20 protein-coding genes are annotated in these 20,378 nt (G+C 37.5%); 7 read left to right on the top strand and 13 right to left on the bottom strand.

The window, feature by feature from the left end:
- Window positions 1-12 precede the first annotated feature (12 nt).
- The 8 genes from B7C41_RS19610 to B7C41_RS19575 all read right to left on the bottom strand — a co-directional run bounded on the left by B7C41_RS19610 (window position 13) and on the right by B7C41_RS19575 (window position 5,300).
- Window positions 13-780: a TIGR04219 family outer membrane beta-barrel protein gene (locus B7C41_RS19610; protein WP_085300671.1), complete on the bottom strand. Its 768-nt coding sequence runs from the start codon at window positions 778-780 to the stop codon at window positions 13-15.
- A 4-nt stretch (window positions 781-784) separates the two neighbouring features.
- Window positions 785-1,777 (bottom strand): DUF2333 family protein, encoded by a 993-nt coding sequence (locus B7C41_RS19605; protein WP_085300670.1) that lies wholly within the window; start codon window positions 1,775-1,777, stop codon window positions 785-787.
- A gap of 9 nt (window positions 1,778-1,786) precedes the next feature.
- Complete coding sequence (locus tag B7C41_RS19600; RefSeq protein WP_085300669.1) at window positions 1,787-2,257, bottom strand: copper chaperone PCu(A)C; 471 nt, start codon at window positions 2,255-2,257, stop codon at window positions 1,787-1,789.
- 255 nt (window positions 2,258-2,512) lie between these two features.
- Entirely contained in the window at window positions 2,513-3,502 is a 990-nt protein-coding gene (locus B7C41_RS19595; protein ID WP_085300668.1) for a tetratricopeptide repeat protein, read from the bottom strand.
- Window positions 3,503-3,543: 41 nt separating this feature from the next.
- Window positions 3,544-3,882, bottom strand: a complete 339-nt coding sequence (locus B7C41_RS19590) for a hypothetical protein (protein WP_085300667.1) — start codon at window positions 3,880-3,882, stop codon at window positions 3,544-3,546.
- Between the two features lie 72 nt (window positions 3,883-3,954).
- On the bottom strand, window positions 3,955-4,176 hold the full coding sequence (locus tag B7C41_RS19585) for a PspC domain-containing protein (RefSeq protein ID WP_085300666.1): 222 nt from the start codon (window positions 4,174-4,176) through the stop codon (window positions 3,955-3,957).
- Window positions 4,177-4,330: 154 nt separating this feature from the next.
- Window positions 4,331-4,993, bottom strand: coding sequence for a phage shock protein PspA (pspA, locus tag B7C41_RS19580; protein ID WP_085300665.1), 663 nt, complete (start codon window positions 4,991-4,993; stop codon window positions 4,331-4,333).
- Window positions 4,994-5,006: 13 nt separating this feature from the next.
- The gene (locus B7C41_RS19575) at window positions 5,007-5,300 is read right to left on the bottom strand and encodes a hypothetical protein (RefSeq protein WP_085300664.1); all 294 of its coding nucleotides are present in this window, start codon (window positions 5,298-5,300) and stop codon (window positions 5,007-5,009) included.
- Between the two features lie 167 nt (window positions 5,301-5,467).
- Between B7C41_RS19575 and B7C41_RS20540 the strand changes: the two genes are divergently transcribed.
- Entirely contained in the window at window positions 5,468-5,590 is a 123-nt protein-coding gene (locus B7C41_RS20540) for a hypothetical protein (RefSeq protein ID WP_268875412.1), read from the top strand.
- Between the two features lie 122 nt (window positions 5,591-5,712).
- Here B7C41_RS20540 and B7C41_RS19570 read toward each other — a convergent pair whose 3' ends face one another.
- From B7C41_RS19570 to B7C41_RS19550, 5 genes are all read right to left on the bottom strand, one after another.
- Entirely contained in the window at window positions 5,713-6,603 is an 891-nt protein-coding gene (locus B7C41_RS19570; RefSeq protein ID WP_085300663.1) for a sulfurtransferase, read from the bottom strand.
- 732 nt (window positions 6,604-7,335) lie between these two features.
- Window positions 7,336-8,361, bottom strand: a complete 1,026-nt coding sequence (gene dusA, locus B7C41_RS19565) for a tRNA dihydrouridine(20/20a) synthase DusA (RefSeq protein ID WP_268875411.1) — start codon at window positions 8,359-8,361, stop codon at window positions 7,336-7,338.
- A 338-nt stretch (window positions 8,362-8,699) separates the two neighbouring features.
- Window positions 8,700-9,545, bottom strand: a complete 846-nt coding sequence (locus B7C41_RS19560) for a TIGR04219 family outer membrane beta-barrel protein (protein ID WP_085300662.1) — start codon at window positions 9,543-9,545, stop codon at window positions 8,700-8,702.
- A gap of 230 nt (window positions 9,546-9,775) precedes the next feature.
- Window positions 9,776-10,225 (bottom strand): GNAT family N-acetyltransferase, encoded by a 450-nt coding sequence (locus B7C41_RS19555; protein WP_085300661.1) that lies wholly within the window; start codon window positions 10,223-10,225, stop codon window positions 9,776-9,778.
- 358 nt (window positions 10,226-10,583) lie between these two features.
- The gene (locus B7C41_RS19550; RefSeq protein ID WP_085300660.1) at window positions 10,584-10,988 is read right to left on the bottom strand and encodes a YybH family protein; all 405 of its coding nucleotides are present in this window, start codon (window positions 10,986-10,988) and stop codon (window positions 10,584-10,586) included.
- A gap of 108 nt (window positions 10,989-11,096) precedes the next feature.
- On the opposite strand from B7C41_RS19550, the gene B7C41_RS19545 reads away from it, so the two are divergent.
- From B7C41_RS19545 to B7C41_RS19520, 6 genes are all read left to right on the top strand, one after another.
- Entirely contained in the window at window positions 11,097-12,035 is a 939-nt protein-coding gene (locus B7C41_RS19545; RefSeq protein WP_085300659.1) for a GlxA family transcriptional regulator, read from the top strand.
- A 194-nt stretch (window positions 12,036-12,229) separates the two neighbouring features.
- Window positions 12,230-13,384, top strand: a complete 1,155-nt coding sequence (locus B7C41_RS19540; protein WP_085300658.1) for a sensor histidine kinase — start codon at window positions 12,230-12,232, stop codon at window positions 13,382-13,384.
- A gap of 45 nt (window positions 13,385-13,429) precedes the next feature.
- Window positions 13,430-15,127 carry a putative bifunctional diguanylate cyclase/phosphodiesterase gene (locus tag B7C41_RS19535; protein WP_085300657.1) on the top strand — a complete coding sequence of 566 codons (1,698 nt, stop codon included), beginning with the start codon at window positions 13,430-13,432 and terminating at the stop codon, window positions 15,125-15,127.
- Window positions 15,128-15,274: 147 nt separating this feature from the next.
- On the top strand, window positions 15,275-16,501 hold the full coding sequence (locus B7C41_RS19530) for an ABC transporter substrate-binding protein (protein ID WP_085300656.1): 1,227 nt from the start codon (window positions 15,275-15,277) through the stop codon (window positions 16,499-16,501).
- Window positions 16,501-19,923 carry a PAS domain S-box protein gene (locus B7C41_RS19525; RefSeq protein ID WP_085300655.1) on the top strand — a complete coding sequence of 1,141 codons (3,423 nt, stop codon included), beginning with the start codon at window positions 16,501-16,503 and terminating at the stop codon, window positions 19,921-19,923. Before B7C41_RS19530 ends, B7C41_RS19525 begins: the two co-directional genes overlap by 1 nt.
- A complete protein-coding gene (locus tag B7C41_RS19520) occupies window positions 19,920-20,369 on the top strand; it encodes a response regulator (protein WP_085300654.1) in 450 nt (149 codons plus the stop codon). The genes B7C41_RS19525 and B7C41_RS19520 overlap by 4 nt, the downstream gene beginning before the upstream one ends.
- The last annotated feature ends 9 nt before the right edge of the window (window positions 20,370-20,378 follow it).

The following is a 20,378-nucleotide window of genomic DNA, read 5'->3' as shown; positions in this document are numbered from 1 at the left end:
AGGTTTTAGACCTTAAAAATGTATTGTGGTGCCTATGAATACGCCGTCAAATTCAATGTTCGTATATAAGTCATTTAAATCTTCTAGCTCTAGTTTAACTGAACGGTATCCAGCATTAACATCAACATCTATTAATAGGTTATCGATAAGCTCATAACTTACACCGACTTGATAATCGTATAGAGTGTGATCATCAATTGATAGAAAATTACCTTGCGCGAAAAGGTTTAAGCCCGTTAGAGGCAAGCCTAAGTTTGCTGCCACATATAACATAGGAACAATATCAGTAACGGCAATACTAGACGATAGTGTAGAGGCGCTTGAACCAGAAGTTATTTGCGTTGAAGCAGTAACGTCGCCATCAAAATCACGTGCGGTAATACCAAAATCAAATGATAACAAGTCATTATCAAACAACTCATAATATAAGGTGTAGTCAACATAACTTATATTAAAATCAGCGTTAACGTCAGCCCCTTTAAGGAAGGTTTCATCATCAAATTTAAATTCATTATCCAGCGTTGCCATGCCATTAGTTTCTAATGACGTAGAAGCAATACGAATATTTGGAATTAATGGTAATGGGTGTTCAAAAGCAATAAAAAAACTACTTTGTTTTTCATCAACTAAATTAAAGTCAACTTGTGAGCTACCGTCACCAAATGTACCTGAAGCTTGGTTTTCCCATAATTGGCCACCTAAATAAATGCCTATGGCATCAGCTTGTACATTTGCTGATAAAACCGTGGCAAGTGCTGCCGCTAGCGCTATTTTCTTCATGTTTTTACCCTTGACTCAATAAGTCATTTAAATCAATCAGTGCAGCATTTGCACGTGATATATAATTTGCCATTACTAAAGAATGGTTTGCTAACATACCAAAGCCATCACCATTTAAAACCATTGGGCTCCAAATAGACTCTTGACTTGCTTCTAGTTCTCTAATTATTTGCTGAACACTAACTTTGGCATTCTTCTTTTCTAGTACATCATTAAAATCAATTTCTATTGCTTTTAAGAAATGTAATAAAGCCCAACAAGCACCACGAGCTTCATAAAATTCATTATCTATTGCCCACCAACTTGTTTTTATTTGCATACTAGATGCAGTGTTTGTAGATTGCTGTGCAACACTATCACCAGCAAGATCAATATTAATCTGGTCACGACCAACACTTGCACTTAAACGCTGCGAATAGCTCCCTAAACGTTTCGTAGCTTCTTGAATCCAAGCACGCAAATTGTCTGAGCGAGCATAAAACTGTGCTGATTGATTATTTACTTTTGTTAACGCCGTGCGGTAAGCATAAAGTTCATCTATAGCTTTTTGATATTGCCCTTCAGCACTTGGAATCGCCCAACTGGTGTGGTCAATATTAAATTGTGGTTGCGCGACTTTTAAGTTCTTATTTTCAGCTGACTGAGACTGTGAACGACTAAACTCTTGACGCATTACCAACGCCATATCCCTAACCATTTCCAGAGCGCCAAATTCCCATGCTGGAATATTGTCTAATAACACTGATGGTGGAATAGCATCATTGGCTAAATAACCACCCGGTTTATTTAACAATGTTTCAGTCACTCGAATCAGTGCAGTTGTCGTTGTATAACCAACCACTGGTGCAACATTTTCAGCCGTCGCCGCTTTTGTTACTTCAGCACGAATATCTAGTTGGTCTGGTTCAAAACTCCAATAAACACCGAGGAAATATAGAAAAATAAAAATACCAGCGAACGCAGATACAACTGCTTTTGTCGAAATATTAACACTCATATTTTACTCCTAATGATGGTGATGCTTCTTCTGCTTAAGACCTTTGATCAGATAATTCACATCAATGCTCGACTCGTCGTCGAAATGCAACGTTATCTTAATATTTTCTTTAGCTTTTAGTGGTTGTTTTAAATCAAAAATCATCAAATGAAAACCTGATGGCTGAAATACTGTGCTGTCTTTAGCTAATATTTCTACATATTCACGCTGACGCATTTTCATTAAACCATTTTCCATGGTGTGCTCGTGAATTTCTACGCGATCACTTACCGAACTGGATGCACCAATCAGCCGTAAATTATTTTTAGAAACATTATTTAATGTCATATAGGCAGATGAAATTGTTGTACCGGGAATACTTTCTCGCGCATAACTATTTTCAACGACCATACCGTTGCTCTCGTTCGCAAAAACACTATTAACAAGAACACTACAAATTAATAATACCAGTGTAAGTACTGGTGCAAATACATTCCTCATAAGCTGTTATACATCCCTTTTATTCATATTATGATTCTTCAACACCATTGTAACTAAGCTGGAAGAAAATGGATAACTTAATTAATTCAAATGAGAAAAATGCCGTTCTTTGTACGCCCGTTAAAGGCAATAAAAACATAAAATAAGTGTACAAAAAAAGCCAGAAGCTTAAGCCGCTGGCCTCCTATTAAAAACCGTCAATATACTGTAGAGCGAAACAAATAATCGACCGTAACAACTTATTTTAATAACGACTTAACCAACGCGTTTTTTTAATTGCTTTTTAAGCTTTTTCTTTAATTTTTTAACTTTATCTTCTAATTCTTCATCTTCACTAATATCTATTTGAGCAATAAAGTCAGTTGCTTTTGCTAACTCTTTCTCTTCAATATACAGCTGCGCTAAGCGATATCTCACCCAAGGTTGGTATTGTTTTTCAGCTAAAGGCAATGCCTGTGTTAAGGCATTAATACCTAATGCGGCTTCTTCGCCTGACTTTACCGAAACCTTACCTTGTTGATACAAAGCTTGCCCTTTTTTCTCATCATCTTTGGCAAACTGAGCAGCAAAGGTTAAATCTGTTCTCGCTTTATCCCAAGCTTCACTGGCAATATTTTCCATCGCACGGGCAAAATACAAAGTGCCGCTTTCAGGGAATTTTTCAAAACCTTCAGCCATAGTTTGTTTCGCAAGTTCTGGCTTTTCAGTTTTCCAATAAACGTTAGCAATTTGACTATAACCTTGCTCCGCATCATATTTTTGCAATTGTTTAGCATAAGTTAGGGCTTCTTCTGTATCACCACCAGCAATGCCTGGGGCATTTAAATGAAAGCCAATTAAGGTATTAAGTGCGTCTTGATGATCAGGTTTTAATTCAACCGTTCTTTCCATCGCTTTAATGAAATCTTTCGCATAGCCAAGTTTTGAAAAAATACTGGCTTTTTGCGCCATAATCACTGCGCTAACGCCCAAGTAATAGTTCACATCAACATTGTTTGAATGCTGCTCAAGCATATCTTCAAAATAGTCAAAAGCATCTTCTGTTTCATCTTTTGCAATTAATAGACGCCCAACAAGTATTTGTCCGTCAACACTCGCTTTTTCATCTGCCGTTAGGGTGCTAAATGCTTGTTCAGCTAATGCAGTGTCATTCGCTTTAAATACTTTTTTCACTGACGTAATATCGGCATGACTTGCCATACTAATTGAGGTAAAAAGTGCTAGTGCAATTAATTTCTTCTTCATTTAACTTCCTGTTTTTTTTATTATGCTCAAATTTACTCTGGTTAATATTGTACGGCTCTTTTATCTCTTGTAACCAACCAAATAACGATTGCTACCAATATGATAGGCCAAAAAACACCTACCAATAGCATTGCACCACCACCTAGCAGCAACATAGCAACAAAAATTAACGAACCAAATACACTCATCGCTATCGCTAAAGCAACCAAAACTAATAAAACGACAACTAATGCTGAGATACTAATTGCCTTTAAAGGTTCAATTAACCTCTCGCCCATATAGATATCAACATCAAGTAATTCAATCAAGCTAACACCCAACACGTAAGTTAAGAACATGGTGGCAAAAATTGCTAAAAACAAAGACTTAAAAAAAGTCATAGTGTTCTCCTTTTCATACAAAAGCGCTTAATAAGCTACTTATACACTTAGTGCATCACTACCCTAAACACCTTAAAGGCGGCGAGTTTTATTAGGTATTAATAACGTAGCCACTAAGTAAGCAACACCAGTTGCAACAGGGAAAACTAGTAACGCAGCAATAGCGCCAACTCTAACCGCAATACGAGGCACATTGTAATGCTTAGCAATACCACCACACACACCAGATAACTTTTTATGAACTAGGTCTTTAGTTAAGGTTTTATTAACTGAATATTCACGATTAAAACTCATTATTTACTCCTCATGTTCAACTTTGGCTTCTTGAACATTAACTTTAAAAAAACTAACAGCCCGGCACCGATAAAGAAGCTAACTACCGGCGTTATAAACATAACACCAGCAATTAACCACAATGAAGATGCCACACTAATACCTCTACGATTTATTAACCGTTAACAACTTTTTTCTTAAGTTGTTCAAGCTCTTGCTCGATGTTCTCATCGTTTTCAAGCTCACGAAACTGGCTATTCAAATCTTTCGCTGATGTCATATCGTAGGCTTCAACTTCCGCTTCAACACGGTCAATCTTCTGCTGGTAGCGCTCAAACTTACTAATGGCTTCATCAATATTATGCACAGCCGCTTTTTCACGAACTTTTAAACGAACTTCTGCAGACTGCTGACGAACTCGGTAAGCTTCTTGTTTACGCTTGGCTTCAGAAAGCTTTTCTTGCAAACGTTGGCCGTCTTGCTGCACTGCTGTTAAATATTCGTCAAACTGGCTTAACTCTTCATTAAACTCGGCAAGCTTTTGGGCACAACTTTGTTTTTCAACTAAGGCAGCTTTTGCTAAATCTTCACGGCCTTTGGTCAAGGCAAGTTCGGCTTTTTGCTGCCAATTAGCAACACGACTTTCCATATCGCGAATATTGCGCATTACCGTTTTCTTTTCCGCAATATGTTTAGCGGCTGTTGAACGAACTTCAACTAATGTTTCTTCCATTTCTTGAATGATCAACTTGATCATCTTCTCTGGGTTTTCAGCCTTGTCTAACATTGAATTAATGTTCGCGTTAATAATATCTGTGAATCGTGAAAACATGCCCATGGTATTTCTCCTGTTACTCTTCTGAAGTTTGTTGTTTTTGTTGACGTAATTTAGATTGCTTTGACACTACAGCTACTTCTTGTGGCTTCACGGTTGCATAGCGTAGTGAAAAACGGTTTAACTCAGCCTTAATAGAATTTGATAGTTCCGCTGATAAATCACGTGCGGCCTTTTGTCCCTGTGCCTGTATTGTTGCTGCTAAACTACGTTCTAAAGATGCTTCTTCTGCAAAAGCGCTAAAAGTAAATAGCAACGTACAAGATAATAAAACGGTGCTTAAAGCTTGTTTACTTGGTAAAAGTTTCATTATTGATATCCTTATGTCAGTAACATGAAAAGTTAACGTTTAACCTTTCTTGTTGATTTCTGATATTACTATTACAAGTGCTGTGCCAACTGATGAAAACTTTTTAAGTCGCTGTTATTTATATGTTTATACAAAACCACAAGAAACAAGGAATTTCAAGACATAATATGTCGCACGATAAAATGGTCAATATAAACACATTGGTTAGTGAAATTGACCAACAGAAATTTGCTTATTCAATTGGAGGTTTTCGAAAGACAGGTAACAACAATGAAGCTGAATTATTTTAGCCGTAAAAATAAAATAGTAGTGATAAAAATTGCCTATAAAAAGCAAGAGTAAAAGCAAGAATAAAAGTGGCAGCGCTAACTGCCATAATACGAATAACAAACTTGTGGCTAAATAACCTTAACTAGCCTTTTTCAACTTGTGTATGCGCCAATGAGCCCCACTCACTCCAGGAGCCGTCATAAACACGAACATGTTCTAAACCACTTATATCAGCTGCCAAAGCTAAAATACAAGCCGTAACACCTGAGCCACAGCTCATAACCATCGGCTTATTTGCGGTATTTAGCTGTTGAAAAATTTTAGTCAGTTCATCTGCCGACTTAAACAAGCCATGATTCGAAACATCGAATAACTCGCCGAAAGACAAGTTTTTCGAACTTGGAATATGTCCACTGCGCACGCCTGCACGCGGCTCGGCAACAACACCGCGGAAACGATCATTAGCTCTAGCGTCTAAAATGACTTCTTGCTGCTTATCTATTTGCTGCTCAACCTCGCGCCAATCACAAAAGTAATTCTCCTGCGCATTAGCAGCAAAGTCCCCTTTCACATTACTTTTAACATTACCTTTTGCAAGGTCATCGATATTCCCATCAGCACCGGCGCTGGTTACGGGTTTATTCAACGACAGCCAATAGGGCAAGCCACCATCTAATACCGCAACATTTTTATGCCCCATCGCTCGAAACATATACCAAGCTCTTGCCGCTGAAAATAATCCAAGATCATCATAAATTACAATCTGGCTTTGTTGGTTAATACCCAAGGCTTGCGCGGCACATTCAAAATGTTCAGCACCTGGCATAGTGTGCGGCATGTCACTATCAAGGTCAGAAAAGTCTTGGTTTAGATCAAAGCGGCGAGCCTTCACAATACAATGCTCAGGCCAGCTATGCGTAGGTGCTTTCATTTTTCCTACGGGGGGAATACTGGCATCTAGCACCACAAGGTCTTTACAGTCCAAAATGGCATGTAAATCGGTACAAGAAATTAACTGTTGAAAATAAGTCATATGCTGAGGAGTTTACTAATTAACATCTAGCAAAATTAGCTGAGATTAATCGTAAAGTACAGCGTTTACACTTGAGAAGTTTCCACCTAAGTGGCAAGAAATCAGACAAAAAGCCTGACAATGAAAAATAGTAGGGTTAGCAAGTTAAAAGCGAAAGCACTTAAGTAGCAATTAACCTATCAATTGGCTTTGTAGGTTGGTGAAACCCAAGGTTGTATCAGAATTTGCGATACTAACCTTGAGACAATATAGACTTTTTCCCTTGCTCTAAACGCGCGACAACAAAAGACGTCGCCAACATACAAACACCGGGTAACATAAATAGGGTAAATAACATGGTTAAGCTTGGCATTGCATCATTCCTTTTTAGCAGTTTAAACAGCTGTAATTTATAACTTGTTACTAGTTAAGTTGCATAAACACTTACAAAGGTTGTGCCAAGGATCGAACTATTTGTTAGTTCGTTGTTTTTTAAGTGAATTTAATTTTTACAAAATAATGCGATTTGTTAAAAACACCGTAATAGATAAGCGATGTGGTTAAATTAACTAACTTATAGTGAACTTAAAGGCGAACAGTGAAGAAAATAGCATTAATGCTAATAATGTCCCGAAATCGAGAAGTCATTTACCGATATCGGGATTTTTATAATCTCGCACACCGGCGCTAACTTACAGGTGCAACAAATGAAAAAACTTTGGTTAAGCTATGCGAAAAAATTACACGCGTAAATTACACGGCTAAGTTTAAGTCGGGGTTTAGCTGTATTACTCTTGCAAAGGCTTGTTGCAAAATATCGCCTGACACTGCTTGGCCGCTACAGTTTTCGCTTAAAAAACGACGGAACTGCTTTGCACCCGCTAAGCCATTACATAAACCTAGCATGTGCCTTATGACATGCCATGCACGACCACCATTAGCAACGTGATAGTCAATATATGGCACCATCTCATTAATCACCGCTTGTCGTGATTTAACCGACTCATTCGTTTGCCAAATAGCATTATCAGCTTCTACTAGCATATATGGGTTCTGGTAAACCTCTCGGCCGATCATCACGCCATCAATGTGCTGCATATGTTCATTTGCTTCAACAAAGCTTTTTATACCGCCATTGATCGAAATTTCTGTTTCGGGGAAATCTTGCTTAATTTGATAAACACGTTGATAGTCCAACGGCGGAATATCTCGGTTTTGCTTAGGGCTTAAACCACTTAACCACGCCTTGCGCGCATGAATAATAAAATGCTGACAGCCTGCAGCGCTTACCGTAGTCATAAACTTATGTAAAAACTCATAACTGTCTAAATCATCAATACCAATACGCGACTTAACCGTAGTAGGAATACTAGTGGCGTTTTGCATACTCAATACACAATCAGCGACTAGTTGCGGTTCAGCCATCAAACAAGCGCCAAACATACCATTTTGCACACGGTCAGACGGACAACCAACATTAATGTTAATTTCGTCATAACCTTGTTGCTCAGCAATTTTTGCACACTCAGTCATCGCTTTTACATCGCTACCACCCAACTGTAAAACTACTGGATGTTCTTGCTGGTTATATTCAAGGTAATTACCTTTACCAAATAGAATAGCCCCTGTTGTCACCATTTCGGTATACAACACAGTGTGCTTCGACATTACACGATAAAAATAACGACAATGACGATCAGTCCAATCAAGCATAGGTGCTATGGAAAGACGGTGACTTGTTGAATTTGTTGAGTTTAATGGCTTAATGGGATTTAACACTTTATTACCTTGTTCAATGTACTTTAAAAACGTTTAATGCGATATAAATGATAATGACGGCACTCATCATAAAAACAACGCGATTATACACTGAGAAAGTAAAACTTGTTGCAAAAACAGCTATGCCAAATTTTAAAGGCAAGTATCAAAGTGAAATATGAGATATTTTTACTCTTGATTATCATTAAGAATGCTAGCATCTAGCAACATTAAGCCACAGCATCATAATGGAGAATAAGAACTTTAATGGCTTGAATACAAATTCGCGGCCAAAATTAGTTGACCACTACATAATAATTGACTGAAATGTATGAAGCACAGCGTAACCTAGCCAACAATTACAAGTGCACAATCACACCAACAAAAGCCCCTTTAAATTCAAGATCTGTATATAAATTGTCTGAATTTTCAAATTCCATTTTTTCGGCCCGATACCCTAAGGTCAGGTTAAAATCCATTATCCAGCTATCAACTAGGTCGTAACTTAAGCCAACTTGATAGTCATAAAGTGAACGTTCTTCTATTAATAAATCGCCTTGGGCAAATAAACTTAAGCCTGTTAACGGCAAGCTAATATTAGTGGCAACATATAACATGGGCTCAATTTCGTTGGTCTTTATTTCACGCGTAGTTACAGTATTTGTTGTTTCTGCAACATTATGATAATCATGTTCATCGTGCTCTTCTCCATCCCAAATAAGTTCTCTACTGGTAGTAATAATATTTTTTGTTTCCGTTACAGCGACAGCACCTCCAAAATCTCTAGCGGTTAAACCCAAATCAATCGCAAAGAAGCCGTTATCAAATAATTCATAATATAAAGTGTAATCAATATAATTGACGTCAAAAATGGCATCAATATCAGTAGTAACGTCAACATTCACATGAGCGATTTCATTGTCGAAGCTAGATTTTTGCGTTAAATTAGTTTTACCTGTGGTATCAAGCGTGCTACTTGAAATGCGTACATTAGGCAGCAAAGGAAAAGGATGTTCAACGGCAATAAAGTAGTTACTTTGCTGTTCTTTTTTTAAATCAAAGTCAGTTAGCGTATTTTTTTCACCAAAAACACCACTTGCTTCACTTTGCCAAATTTGACCGCCAAAATATAAACCTACGGTATCTGCTTGAACGTTAGCAGTAAAAAGTGCAGCAAGCGTTACTGCAAAAAGCTTTTTTTTCATCTAATAATTATCCCTGTTTATCCATGTCCATGTTTTACATACTCGCCATCATTTTTATAACCACAAAAAATCATAAAAAGTGCAATGAATACAATAGTCCGCTGTAGTTCATACTTCGATTCAAGTTAAGAAAAGCGTAACGCTTCACTTAAGTGCAGAGAAATAATTACTTGAAGTATAAAACGACAGGAAACTTAGTCAGTTGTTATTAGCTTGACTTAAAAGCCTTACTAGGCAACATTTAGCACCATGATAGTTTCATCAAACTCATCTTGTTCAACAACACTAAAATTAAAGCGCTCAAAAAAAACCTTCATTACATCATGTCCTTCAACGTAGCATATTGAAATAGCTTTACAGTCTTCTCTTAGCTTGATTTCATCAAGCGCTAACTTAATTGCTTTCGTACCATAACCTTTCCCTTGATGCGGTACATCGATCATAAATTGGTCAATATAAATTTCATTCGGCTTTTCATTTTCGTAGTTAGGAAAGTACTGGATAAAACCCACGGGATCTTCATTGAAGTAAACTGCACGATTAACATAGTGGTCATTAAACTTAGAGCCTGCGATTGACTCTGCATTTAATGCGACGAAGTCTTCTTGTTCTTTTGTGATTTCTAATAAGATAATATCTTCCCAATTATCTTTAGTAACGTCTCTCAGGCTAATTGCCATAACTGAATAATACTCCTTGTTAGCTAACTATTTATTATGGCGACATGTTCAGTAACATTCGCCTTATACCTTTCATTTAATCGGCCTTAATATCACATAGTTTCAATATTTTAGAAACTAAAAAGTGAAATTACAGCCGAGTTTAGCTATTACTGAGAGGCATCAGTAATAGCTAACAAAAAATTTGACTAAATTATTTTAGATATTGAGTCTTTAGAAGTGCAGTAACTTGTTTTCTAGTTTTTACTCAGAGTGGTTTTTCGTTTGGAAAACAATGAGCTGGCGGTAATAACAAGTAAGCCCTTGAGCTAAGGGCTCTGCTAATTTTTCTTGCTTAAAAAAATGCCGCTATGAACACTTACTGCGCTTCAAAATCATCTTCACGTAATTTAGCACTGCCATCACTTTGAATAACCCATAGTTCATTGGTGATAACACCTGCAGCCTTATTCATTTTCCAGCCAGAACGCAATACTGCGCTTGTCGCGCTAATAACCTCAATAGTAGGTTCGACATAATCAACATCACTAAAACCATCAGCGACTAACTGTTGCCAAAATATCTGAATAGCTTCTCGGCCTTTAAATTGGCCAAACGGCATCGCATTCATCACAGCGTCAGTTTCATATTGCGCAGCACAACCTGCGTAATCACCACTATTAAAGGCCGCTTTCCACTTACTACTTGCTTCGTTAACAGCCTTTAATACTAAACCTTTAGTTTGTTCTGATATTTGGTTTTTCTCTGTTTGTTGACTAGTCATCTTTAATTCCTATTTTATGGATTAGCTTATTGCTTGGTTAATGGTCAGTATTATGCAAAACTTCCAAGCCTTAGACATATGGCGTAACTGACACAAAACGGTTTGAAAATGACAAATAAAATTAACATTGCCCTAATTGACTACCCACAAGCCTTGCAAAGTGCCGTACATGGATTAGCCGAGCTATTTACCATGGCGAATAAAATAGCTAAAGCACAGTTATTTGATAGTGCCTTTGTCGTCAATACAATCCAACAAAAGCAAATACTCACCGACCCAGACATTAATAATCAACAGCAATTTGATCTTATTATTTTACCGCCAAATTCTAATGAAGACTACTTTCAACAACCGCCTGAAGAATTAATTTTACTATTGAAAAATGCACACCAATCGGGTGCAATATTGTGTTCTGCCTGCGCTAGCGCTTTTACCTTGGCACATACCGGTTTATTGGATAACCGCACCGCAACAACACACTGGCAGCTTGCTGAAAAATTTAGTACAACCTTTCCACAAGTTAAGCTAAACATTGAAAGTTTATTGATTAATGATGGCGATATTATTTGTGCTGGCGGCCTTATGTCATGGTTAGATTTAGGTTTAGAAATAGTTGCACAATGCATGAAGCCGCACATTATGCGTAGCTTAGGTAAATTATTACTTGTTGATACGGGTAAACGTGAGCAGCGTTACTATGGCAGTTTTACACCGTTTTTTAATCATGGCGATAAAGCAATTGTGAACGCTCAACATCATATACAAGCTAACTTTCATCAGCCAATAAGTGTTGGTGAGTTAGCAAAAATTGCTTTTATGAGTGAGCGAACTTTGCTACGACATTTCACCCATGCAACTTCATTAAAGCCTATGCAGTATATTCAACGAGTGCGCGTACAAAAAGCTTGTGAATTATTAGAAGCCAGCAAACAAAGCTTTGAACAAATATCTGCGAGTGTTGGTTATGACGACGTAAACAGTTTTCGTAAGGTTTTTATTAAAGTGATAGGGCTAAGTCCAAGTGCCTTTAAAGCACGTTTTGTTTAAATTAACCTAAAATAAACGAGTAATTATTGCTATGAAAGCGCCTCACTTTCCTTTTCACGAGCGCGCAACCACAAGTCAAAAAACAATCGCTTGATTTGAATCAAAAAAAGACGGAATAATCTCGATTTTACTGCCATACTCATTCTTCAGGGTAAATTAACGATATCAAATGGCAGTAGATCAAATAAAACAGTATGAAAAAAAATCAATGGAACGATAATAATTTTGACGGAGTATTTGAAGAGTTTATAGCGGTTGTAATGGCCTCGTGTGAAAGTTCTCTTTGCTATATACACCTTGATTTCTTAACACATAAATGGAGTAAGTATCAGCCAAACAAGGACAAGGGCAACGATGAAAGCATTGCTTTAGTATCTGATTTTGTTATTGCTCAGAAGAGCTTAGTTGAAGTACATGACCTACAACAAGATGAACGCTTCAGCCAACAAAACATTCTACTAGCAAATAAGGCTGTAAGGCACCTTATTGGCATTCCTCTGATCACCAATGATGGCTGTGTTGTCGGCGCGATATGCCTTTTCGATATCAAGCCCAAACGTCTAGACAGTCATCAGAACATAATGCTTAAGTTATTAGCTAGAGATATCGTTTTGCATGTCGAAGTTTTAAGAAAAGAACAGCTATTAAGTGAACTTACTCAACTTCGCCAAACGCTCAATAAAGACCTAGATGAATTTACTTATATCGCATCACACGACTTAGCATCACCATTAAATGCCATAAAAAACTTGGTTTCTTGGATTGAAGAAGACGCTGAACAAGGCATTACTCGCGATAACCCGAAGTATTTTAAAATGATAAAAAATAGCATTGAAAGGATGCATCGTTTATTAAAAGGTTTAGCAAGCTACGCGAGAATAAGCCGCTGTGACACTAGTCCTGAACACATCGGTTTGAAAACAATTATTTCTGAATGCTGTGAGTTATTAGATAACAGCCATCATTTTGACGTTCAAGTTAGTGGTAGTGATATAGAACTTCCTAAGCCGCCATTGATGATCGTCCTACAGCATTTAATCTCTAATGCAATTAAGCACCATCATAAAGGCTCAGGCATTATTAAAATTAATTGCTTATCGCATACAGATCATTATCAATTACTAGTTTCCGATGATGGCCCTGGCATTCCCCCTGAGTTTAAAGATAAAATTTTTCAGCCTTTTCAAACATTAAAACCTAAAGACGAATTAGAAAGTAGCGGGCTAGGCTTAGCCATAGTGAAAAAGACATTAGCGCTATATGCTGGAAGTATTGTTATTGAAGATCAACAAGGAGGCGGTGCTGTTTTTACCATTATCTGGCCAAAAAGTGCAGGTAATAAAAACTAATACTGTATTTAGTTCGATATAAAGTACCACGTAAGGAGGCGTAGTTTGGATATTTTATTAGTCGATGATGATGCCATCGATAGAGAAACAGTGAAAAGAGCATTAAGAAATAATGCCAGTGTAACCCGCCTGCGTGAAGTTCACTCGGCCGAAGAAGGCTTAAAAGCTGTTGAAAATGACCGTTTTGATGTTTTATTACTTGATTATAGAATGCCGAAGGTTGATGGTATTGAGATGGTTATAGAGTTACGAGGCCGACCAAATTTAGGTGAGACTGCCATTGTAATGATGAGTACTTCTGACGATGAAGTATTAGCCCTTTCATGCTTACAGGCAGGGGCTCAAGATTTTATTACTAAAAGCGAGATCACCGCAGCTAAGCTGCAACGCTCAATCATTCAAGCTAAAAAGCGCTTTGAACTTGAGAAAAAACTCTACGACAGCTACTGCCAAGTGAGAGAACTTGCTGAGAAAGATTCACTCACTGGCTTATCAAACCGTTATCATTTTGAAGAGGCATTGAAAGTTTCTATCAGTAACAATGTTCGTTTTCAGAGTAACATTGCGCTACTTTTACTCGATCTTGATCACTTTAAAAACATCAACGACACCTACGGTCATGAAATGGGCGATAAGCTCCTTAAATGTGTGGCTAAGCGCATTAATTTATGCCTACGCGGGAACGAATTATTTGCTCGATTGGGCGGTGATGAGTTCGCTATTCTGATAACAGGTTTAAAATATATAAATGATGCCACAGCAGTCGCCAAGCGCATTATAGAATCACTCGAAGCCCCTATTGATATTGACGGACACACCGTTCAGTGTGGAGTTAGCGTAGGTATTGCCATGCACCCACACAATGCTGACACGGCCGAAGAACTAACCAAGTATGCCGACATTGCAATGTATCGCGCAAAGAAGCAAGGCCGTAACCAACTTTGTTATTTTGAAGATGCGATGCAAGAACAATTTTCTCGTTGCTACCAAATTGAAACACAGCTGAAATCCGCAGTAATACAGCAAGATTTTGAGCTTTTTTACCAACCGGTTATTAATGTACAAACAAAAAAAATCATCGGGGTAGAAGCATTAATTAGATGGCCAAATTCTTCACTTAATTCAACCCCTGATGAATTTATTCCAATTGCAGAACAGACTTACTTAATTGATAAAATAGGCGAATGGGTACTTGAAAAAGCGATTGAACAAATATCCGACTGGCAAAATAAGTTTAATAAGAGTCTTACTATGGCAATCAATGTTTCTGCCGTACAACTTGGCCAAGCATCATTATTATCAACAATTAAGCACTTATTAAATAAATATAATGTTTCCGCTGGCAGCATCGTTCTAGAATTCACTGAAACCGCATTATTAAATAAAGACGAAGCCAGCGAACAGCTAATCAACCAACTTGATGAACTTGGTTGCAAGTTAGCATTGGACGATTTTGGTACTGGCTTCTCATCTTTGTCACATTTACTTAACTACCCTATTAATATTGTAAAGTTGGATAAGTCGTTGCTGCCGACTGACAGTTCAGAAGTACGCCACTTGTCTATCGTTAAAGGACTAGCAGCAATGGCTAGCATTATTGGTTTACATATTGTCGCTGAAGGTGTTGAAACACAGTTTCAATGTGACTTATGCGATGCTTTAAATATTGATGAGTTACAGGGCTATTTTTTTGAAAAAGCACTGCCCGCAAAAGACATCGCACAAAAATGGTTAATGCCTTGATTACTCATATTTTCAATAATGTAGAGGGGGCCTTATGAACTATCTCAAAAAATAGAGTAGCAGTAGGTAATCAGAAAATGAGTATTGGCTATTTTATAAAAGCAATACAACACCTGTAATGAAGATGGATATTTTAACAAGGTTCCTATGAGTAAATGCATAAAAACGTTTGTCGCGCTGCTTTATTTATCTGCTTTTTCATTGTTGGCAGAAGATAAAACTCTCTACATATATCAAGATGCCGACCTTTCTAACCACAACGAATCATCTGAAGCCATTCAAAAAGGTATTGAAGTCGCTTTTAAGGAAATTAACAATCAAATTGAAGGCTATAGTATTGCCTTTAAATATTTAGATCACCGTGGCAATGTCATTAGAAGTAAAAGAAATTATCAACAGTTTCTTGCAGACCCCAATGCCTTGGTTATTTATTCAGGCATTCACTCACCACCGTTAATCAAAAATCGAAATTTTATTAACGAGAACAAAGCACTAACCCTCGTACCTTGGGCAGCAGGAGGCCCAATAACGCGCTACCCATCAAAAGAAAATTGGGTATTTAGATTATCTGTTGATGATACTCAAGCGGGTCCTGTCATTATCGATTTTGCCATTAAAACACAAAAGTGCCGTAGCCCCCATCTATTGCTTGAAGAAACTCCTTGGGGGATTTCAAACTTAACGAGTATGACAAAAGCATTAAAAAAGTACTCAATTGAAGCGCCCAAAGTGGTACGTTTTAGCTGGAACCTAAAAGCAAAAGGAGCGCGTGAAATTCTTAACGAAATAAGGCAGCAAGGTAGTGATTGTATTGTCTTGGTAAGTAATGCCGTCGAAGGAGCAGTCATAGTAAATGAGGTACTCAAGCTATCTAAAAGTGATCGCTTGCCTATTATCAGTCATTGGGGGATCACTGGAGGTGATTTTCACGAAAAAGTCAGCTCTGAGGGGCTAAGCGAACTGGAACTACATTTTATTCAATCTTGTTTTTCCTTTACTAATCCGAAGCAAAGCCCGCTTGCTAATCATGTATTTTTACAACTACAGGAACATTCGCAAGGTGCGATAAAAAAAGCAACAGATCTAAAGTCAGCAGTTGGTTTTATCCATGCATACGACCTGAGCAAGTTACTTATTGATGCGATAAAGCAAGCGGGCATAACAGGTAATATAGCGGTTGACCGAAATGCCATACGCTTAGCTTTAGAAGAATTGGGCACTCCTATTCGAGGGCTCGTCAAAACTTACAATAAGCCTTTTTCAGCTTTTGACGAAAAACAAAACTTTAACGGCCATGAAGCCCTAAATGCAGAAAATTACTGCATGGGGCAGTTTGGCCAACATGGCGAAGTCTTAATTTCACAGGGTAACTGATGACAACTGCAGCAAAGAAACATAGATCACCATTAGAGTTTTCTGTTTTACGAGTTTATGGTATTTTCTCGATCAGCCTATTTTTATTGATTATGCTATTGAGCGCTTTTGTCATCATGCCAAAAATTAATCAGTTATTGGAATCACAGCATAATAAAGACATACAGGCAGAATTAGCACTAGAGGCAGCCTTATTCGCTCGTTTTATTGAAAGCCAACAAACTATCGTTGAAAACTTAGCCGCATATCCAAGTCTGACAAGTGCAGTAATGCTGTCTGACGCGAGTGATCGAGCCACCCATCAATTACTCGATAATGCTTCTATAGGAGGTAAGAAAAGTCGCTTAGTACTACAAGATATTGCAGGTAACATTCTTATTAAGACAGATAATCAATTACAAGCTAATTATACTGGTGAACCTTTGTGGTTAACGCAAGTAATCAATAGCATCATCCCCTATCATTTTCAGTTATTAAGCCAAGAAGGCCCATTACTTACCTTTAAAATATCAGTTCCTATAATCTATAACGGTCACGTAGAAGGCATCTTAAGCAGCGAAATAACTAGCTCCTTACAGGATATATTTGTCAGCCAATCATTTAATAAAAGTGTCGCATTCAAATTAGTTCAAGGTCCTATTACGGTTAGTACGGGTACTGATAGCATTGAATTAATTCGAGAAAATTCGTTACTGCTGCAAGTCCCTAACATCACCTTTACCTATATAACAGACGACATAATTATTAATAAAAGTAAGCGCTCTCTACAAAACAGCATACTGTTAGTGTTGTTAGTTAGCTTTTCACTATCTTTTCTTCTGCTTGCTGTTATAGGTTATCGTAGTTTATTAAGAAGAAATAAAATTAAAAGGCACCAAACCTTCACTTGGAGAACTTATACTTTTCCTGTTGTTGTCGGCATTATTGGGATTAGCGCTAGCATTGCCGCTTTTATGATTTCATCGAATATTAAAAATGCAGTTATTGAAAAAGAGCTTATTTTTGATAGTAAGCAAAAAATAAAAGCACTGCGTAAAAACATAAACGCCAACCTGCAAGTTATAGATTTTGTCAAAGCACTTTATGGTGCTTCAGACAATGTAAGTCGACAAGATTTTTCAACCTTCGTAACCCCAGCCTTATTACGCTACAAAAGTATTCAAGCAGTAGAATGGGTGCCTTTTGTGCCCCATGAGCAACGTGATGCCTACAAAAAAGAGGCAATAGCAGACGGTTTAAGTCATTTCACTATTAAAGAAAAAAGTAGTAATGGCGAACTTATCACCGCTACGGAACGTGACAGCTATTTTCCAGTTTATTACGTTGTTCCGTTAAAGGGCAATGAACACGCGATTGGTTTTGATCTTGCTTCAGATCTTAAACGTTTAGCAGCGCTTAATAACGCGATAGCCTACGGTGATAAGGTTGCAACCGCGCGTATAAACTTGGTTCAAAATTCAGTCACTCAAGCTGGTATTCTAATTTTCACCCCTGTTTATGAAGAAAATTCAGTTACCAACAATTTAAAACAGCAGCAGAAGTTGCTTGGCTTTGCTGTATTGGTACTAAGAATTAGCGAGCTAATTGAAGAGTTATCAATTGAGGAGAGCAATCAAGTATTAATGCATATCGAAGATATTTCAGAGCCTGATCACGTTGAAACAATCTACGGTCTTAAACAAGAGAGCCAAAGCTTATCTCGAGTTGAAGTGATTACCGTTGCTAACAGAAACTGGCGTATTACCACATATAACGATACAAAAGAAAGCCCAAGCATTTTATCTCAATGGTTAGTATTGATTAGTGGTTTAGTGCTATCTGGTGTTATCACTTTAGGCATTTACTCTCTTATACGTCGTCGTGAGGTTGTCGAGAATCAAGTAAGTAAGAGAACATATGAATTACAAGCAAGTGAAGAGCAACATAGAGCAGTTGTAGAAAATGCCGTCGATGGGCTACTGACTATTGATGAGGTAGGTACTATTGAAAAATTCAATCAAGCAGCTCAGAAAATTTTTGGTTACAGCCCAGAGGAAGTTATTGGCGTTAATATCAAAATATTGATGCCTGAGCCATATCACGGTGAACATGACGGCTATTTAAAAAGTTATCGTGATACCGGCGTTAAGAAAATTATCGGCATTGGTCGCTATGTTGAAGGTAAACGTAAAGATGGCACTATTTTCCCTATAGAGCTTTCTGTTAGTGAAATGAACTTTGGTAGTATTAAAAAATTCAGTGGTATTATCCGTGATGTTAGTGAACGCGTTGCCTTAGAAAAAGAGCGTGATAGCTTCACTGAAAAACTTATTGAAAGTGAGGAGCAGCACAGAGCTGTTGTAGAAAACGCCGTCGATGGCCTATTGACTATTAATGAGGTGGGTACTATTGAAAAATTCAATCAAGCAGCTCAGAAAATTTTTGGTTACAGCCCAGAGGAAGTTATTGGCGTTAATATCAAAATATTGATGCCTGAGCCATATCACGGTGAACATGACGGCTATTTAAAAAGTTATCGTGATACCGGCGTTAAGAAAATTATCGGCATTGGTCGCTATGTTGAAGGTAAACGTAAAGATGGCACTATTTTCCCTATAGAGCTTTCTGTTAGTGAGATGTATTTTGGTAGCACCCGCAAGTTTAGTGGTATTATTCGTGATGTTAGTGCTCGGGTAGAACAAGAAAAAGAACGAGAAAAGCTTATTGACAAATTAACCGATTCTAATGAAGAGTTAGAACGTTTTGCTTTTGTCTGTTCGCATGATTTGCAAGAGCCTTTAAGAATGGTACGTAGCTTTTCAGAAAAACTCCAAGACCACATTGCTGAAAGCCTAGAGCATGATGTCAAAGGGAAAAAATACTTTCACTTTGTTATTGATGGTGCAGCACGAGCACAAACACTGATCACTGATATTTTAACATACTCAAGCATCAGCACTGACACTCAACTACTTGAAAGCGTTAACATTGTAGAGATTATTACTATTATTAAAAGTAATATGCTAGATACAGCCGAAAACACAAAAGGTAGAATAACCTTTGACTCCCTACCTACCTTGCAAGGCAATAAAACTCAGCTATTCCAACTATTTCAAAACTTAATTAACAACGGTTTAAAATATCAAAAACCTAACGTAGAACCTCATGTGCACGTTAGCGTGGAAGATAGCGACCAACACTGGACTTTTAGTATCAAAGACAACGGTATTGGTATGGAAGAACGGCATTTGAAGAAAATATTCGAAGTGTTTCAACGTTTACATCGAAGAAGCCAATATGCTGGTACAGGTGTTGGATTATCTATTTGTAAAAAAGTCACTGAACGCCACGGTGGTAGTATTTGGGTTGAATCAGAAAAGGGAATAGGTTCAACTTTTTACGTTAAATTATTAAAACCAACAATTATTGAGGATATATCATGACGCATGACACTCGCTTAGCAGAAATTTTACTTGTTGAAGATAATGAAGGTGATATAGAACTGACCCGTGAGGCTTTTGAGGAGGCAAAGTTTCGTAATAATCTTCATATTGCTGAAGATGGAGATATTGCCTTAGATTATTTATTTAAACGTAATGAATATGAGAATGCCGTAAGGCCCGATATTATTTTATTAGATTTAAACTTACCCAGTACTGATGGTAGAGAAGTATTAGAAACCATTAAAGCTGAGCCTTCACTTAGACGAATTCCGGTTATTATATTAACCAGTTCAAAAGCAGACAAAGACGTTGTCAGTAGTTACGACCTGCACGCTAATTGTTACATCGTAAAGCCAGTTAATGCAGTAAAGTTTATGGATGTAGTAAAAAGCGTTGAAAATTTTTGGGTCGATATTGTTTGCTTACCCTCGAAAGCCTTCAAGTAAGACAAGGTG

The organism is Cognaticolwellia mytili (genome assembly GCF_002104475.1).
GTDB classification, from domain to species: Bacteria; Pseudomonadota; Gammaproteobacteria; order Enterobacterales; family Alteromonadaceae; genus Cognaticolwellia; species Cognaticolwellia mytili.
Note: the sequence above shows the minus strand (reverse complement) of the source record. Positions and strands in the feature narration are given on the sequence as shown.

What these genes read in the sequence shown, in the direction of transcription:
- B7C41_RS19610 (WP_085300671.1), bottom strand. Translation starts at nt 780, where the DNA reads ATGAAGAAAATAGCGCTAGCGGCAGCACTTGCCACGGTTTTATCAGCA.
- B7C41_RS19605 (WP_085300670.1), bottom strand. Translation starts at nt 1,777, where the DNA reads ATGAGTGTTAATATTTCGACAAAAGCAGTTGTATCTGCGTTCGCTGGT.
- B7C41_RS19600 (WP_085300669.1), bottom strand. Translation starts at nt 2,257, where the DNA reads ATGAGGAATGTATTTGCACCAGTACTTACACTGGTATTATTAATTTGT.
- B7C41_RS19595 (WP_085300668.1), bottom strand. Translation starts at nt 3,502, where the DNA reads ATGAAGAAGAAATTAATTGCACTAGCACTTTTTACCTCAATTAGTATG.
- B7C41_RS19590 (WP_085300667.1), bottom strand. Translation starts at nt 3,882, where the DNA reads ATGACTTTTTTTAAGTCTTTGTTTTTAGCAATTTTTGCCACCATGTTC.
- B7C41_RS19585 (WP_085300666.1), bottom strand. Translation starts at nt 4,176, where the DNA reads ATGAGTTTTAATCGTGAATATTCAGTTAATAAAACCTTAACTAAAGAC.
- pspA (WP_085300665.1), bottom strand. Translation starts at nt 4,993, where the DNA reads ATGGGCATGTTTTCACGATTCACAGATATTATTAACGCGAACATTAAT.
- B7C41_RS19575 (WP_085300664.1), bottom strand. Translation starts at nt 5,300, where the DNA reads ATGAAACTTTTACCAAGTAAACAAGCTTTAAGCACCGTTTTATTATCT.
- B7C41_RS20540 (WP_268875412.1), top strand. Translation starts at nt 5,468, where the DNA reads ATGTCGCACGATAAAATGGTCAATATAAACACATTGGTTAGTGAAATT.
- B7C41_RS19570 (WP_085300663.1), bottom strand. Translation starts at nt 6,603, where the DNA reads ATGACTTATTTTCAACAGTTAATTTCTTGTACCGATTTACATGCCATT.
- B7C41_RS19560 (WP_085300662.1), bottom strand. Translation starts at nt 9,545, where the DNA reads ATGAAAAAAAAGCTTTTTGCAGTAACGCTTGCTGCACTTTTTACTGCT.
- B7C41_RS19555 (WP_085300661.1), bottom strand. Translation starts at nt 10,225, where the DNA reads ATGGCAATTAGCCTGAGAGACGTTACTAAAGATAATTGGGAAGATATT.
- B7C41_RS19550 (WP_085300660.1), bottom strand. Translation starts at nt 10,988, where the DNA reads ATGACTAGTCAACAAACAGAGAAAAACCAAATATCAGAACAAACTAAA.
- B7C41_RS19545 (WP_085300659.1), top strand. Translation starts at nt 11,097, where the DNA reads ATGACAAATAAAATTAACATTGCCCTAATTGACTACCCACAAGCCTTG.
- B7C41_RS19540 (WP_085300658.1), top strand. Translation starts at nt 12,230, where the DNA reads ATGAAAAAAAATCAATGGAACGATAATAATTTTGACGGAGTATTTGAA.
- B7C41_RS19530 (WP_085300656.1), top strand. Translation starts at nt 15,275, where the DNA reads ATGAGTAAATGCATAAAAACGTTTGTCGCGCTGCTTTATTTATCTGCT.
- B7C41_RS19525 (WP_085300655.1), top strand. Translation starts at nt 16,501, where the DNA reads ATGACAACTGCAGCAAAGAAACATAGATCACCATTAGAGTTTTCTGTT.
- B7C41_RS19520 (WP_085300654.1), top strand. Translation starts at nt 19,920, where the DNA reads ATGACGCATGACACTCGCTTAGCAGAAATTTTACTTGTTGAAGATAAT.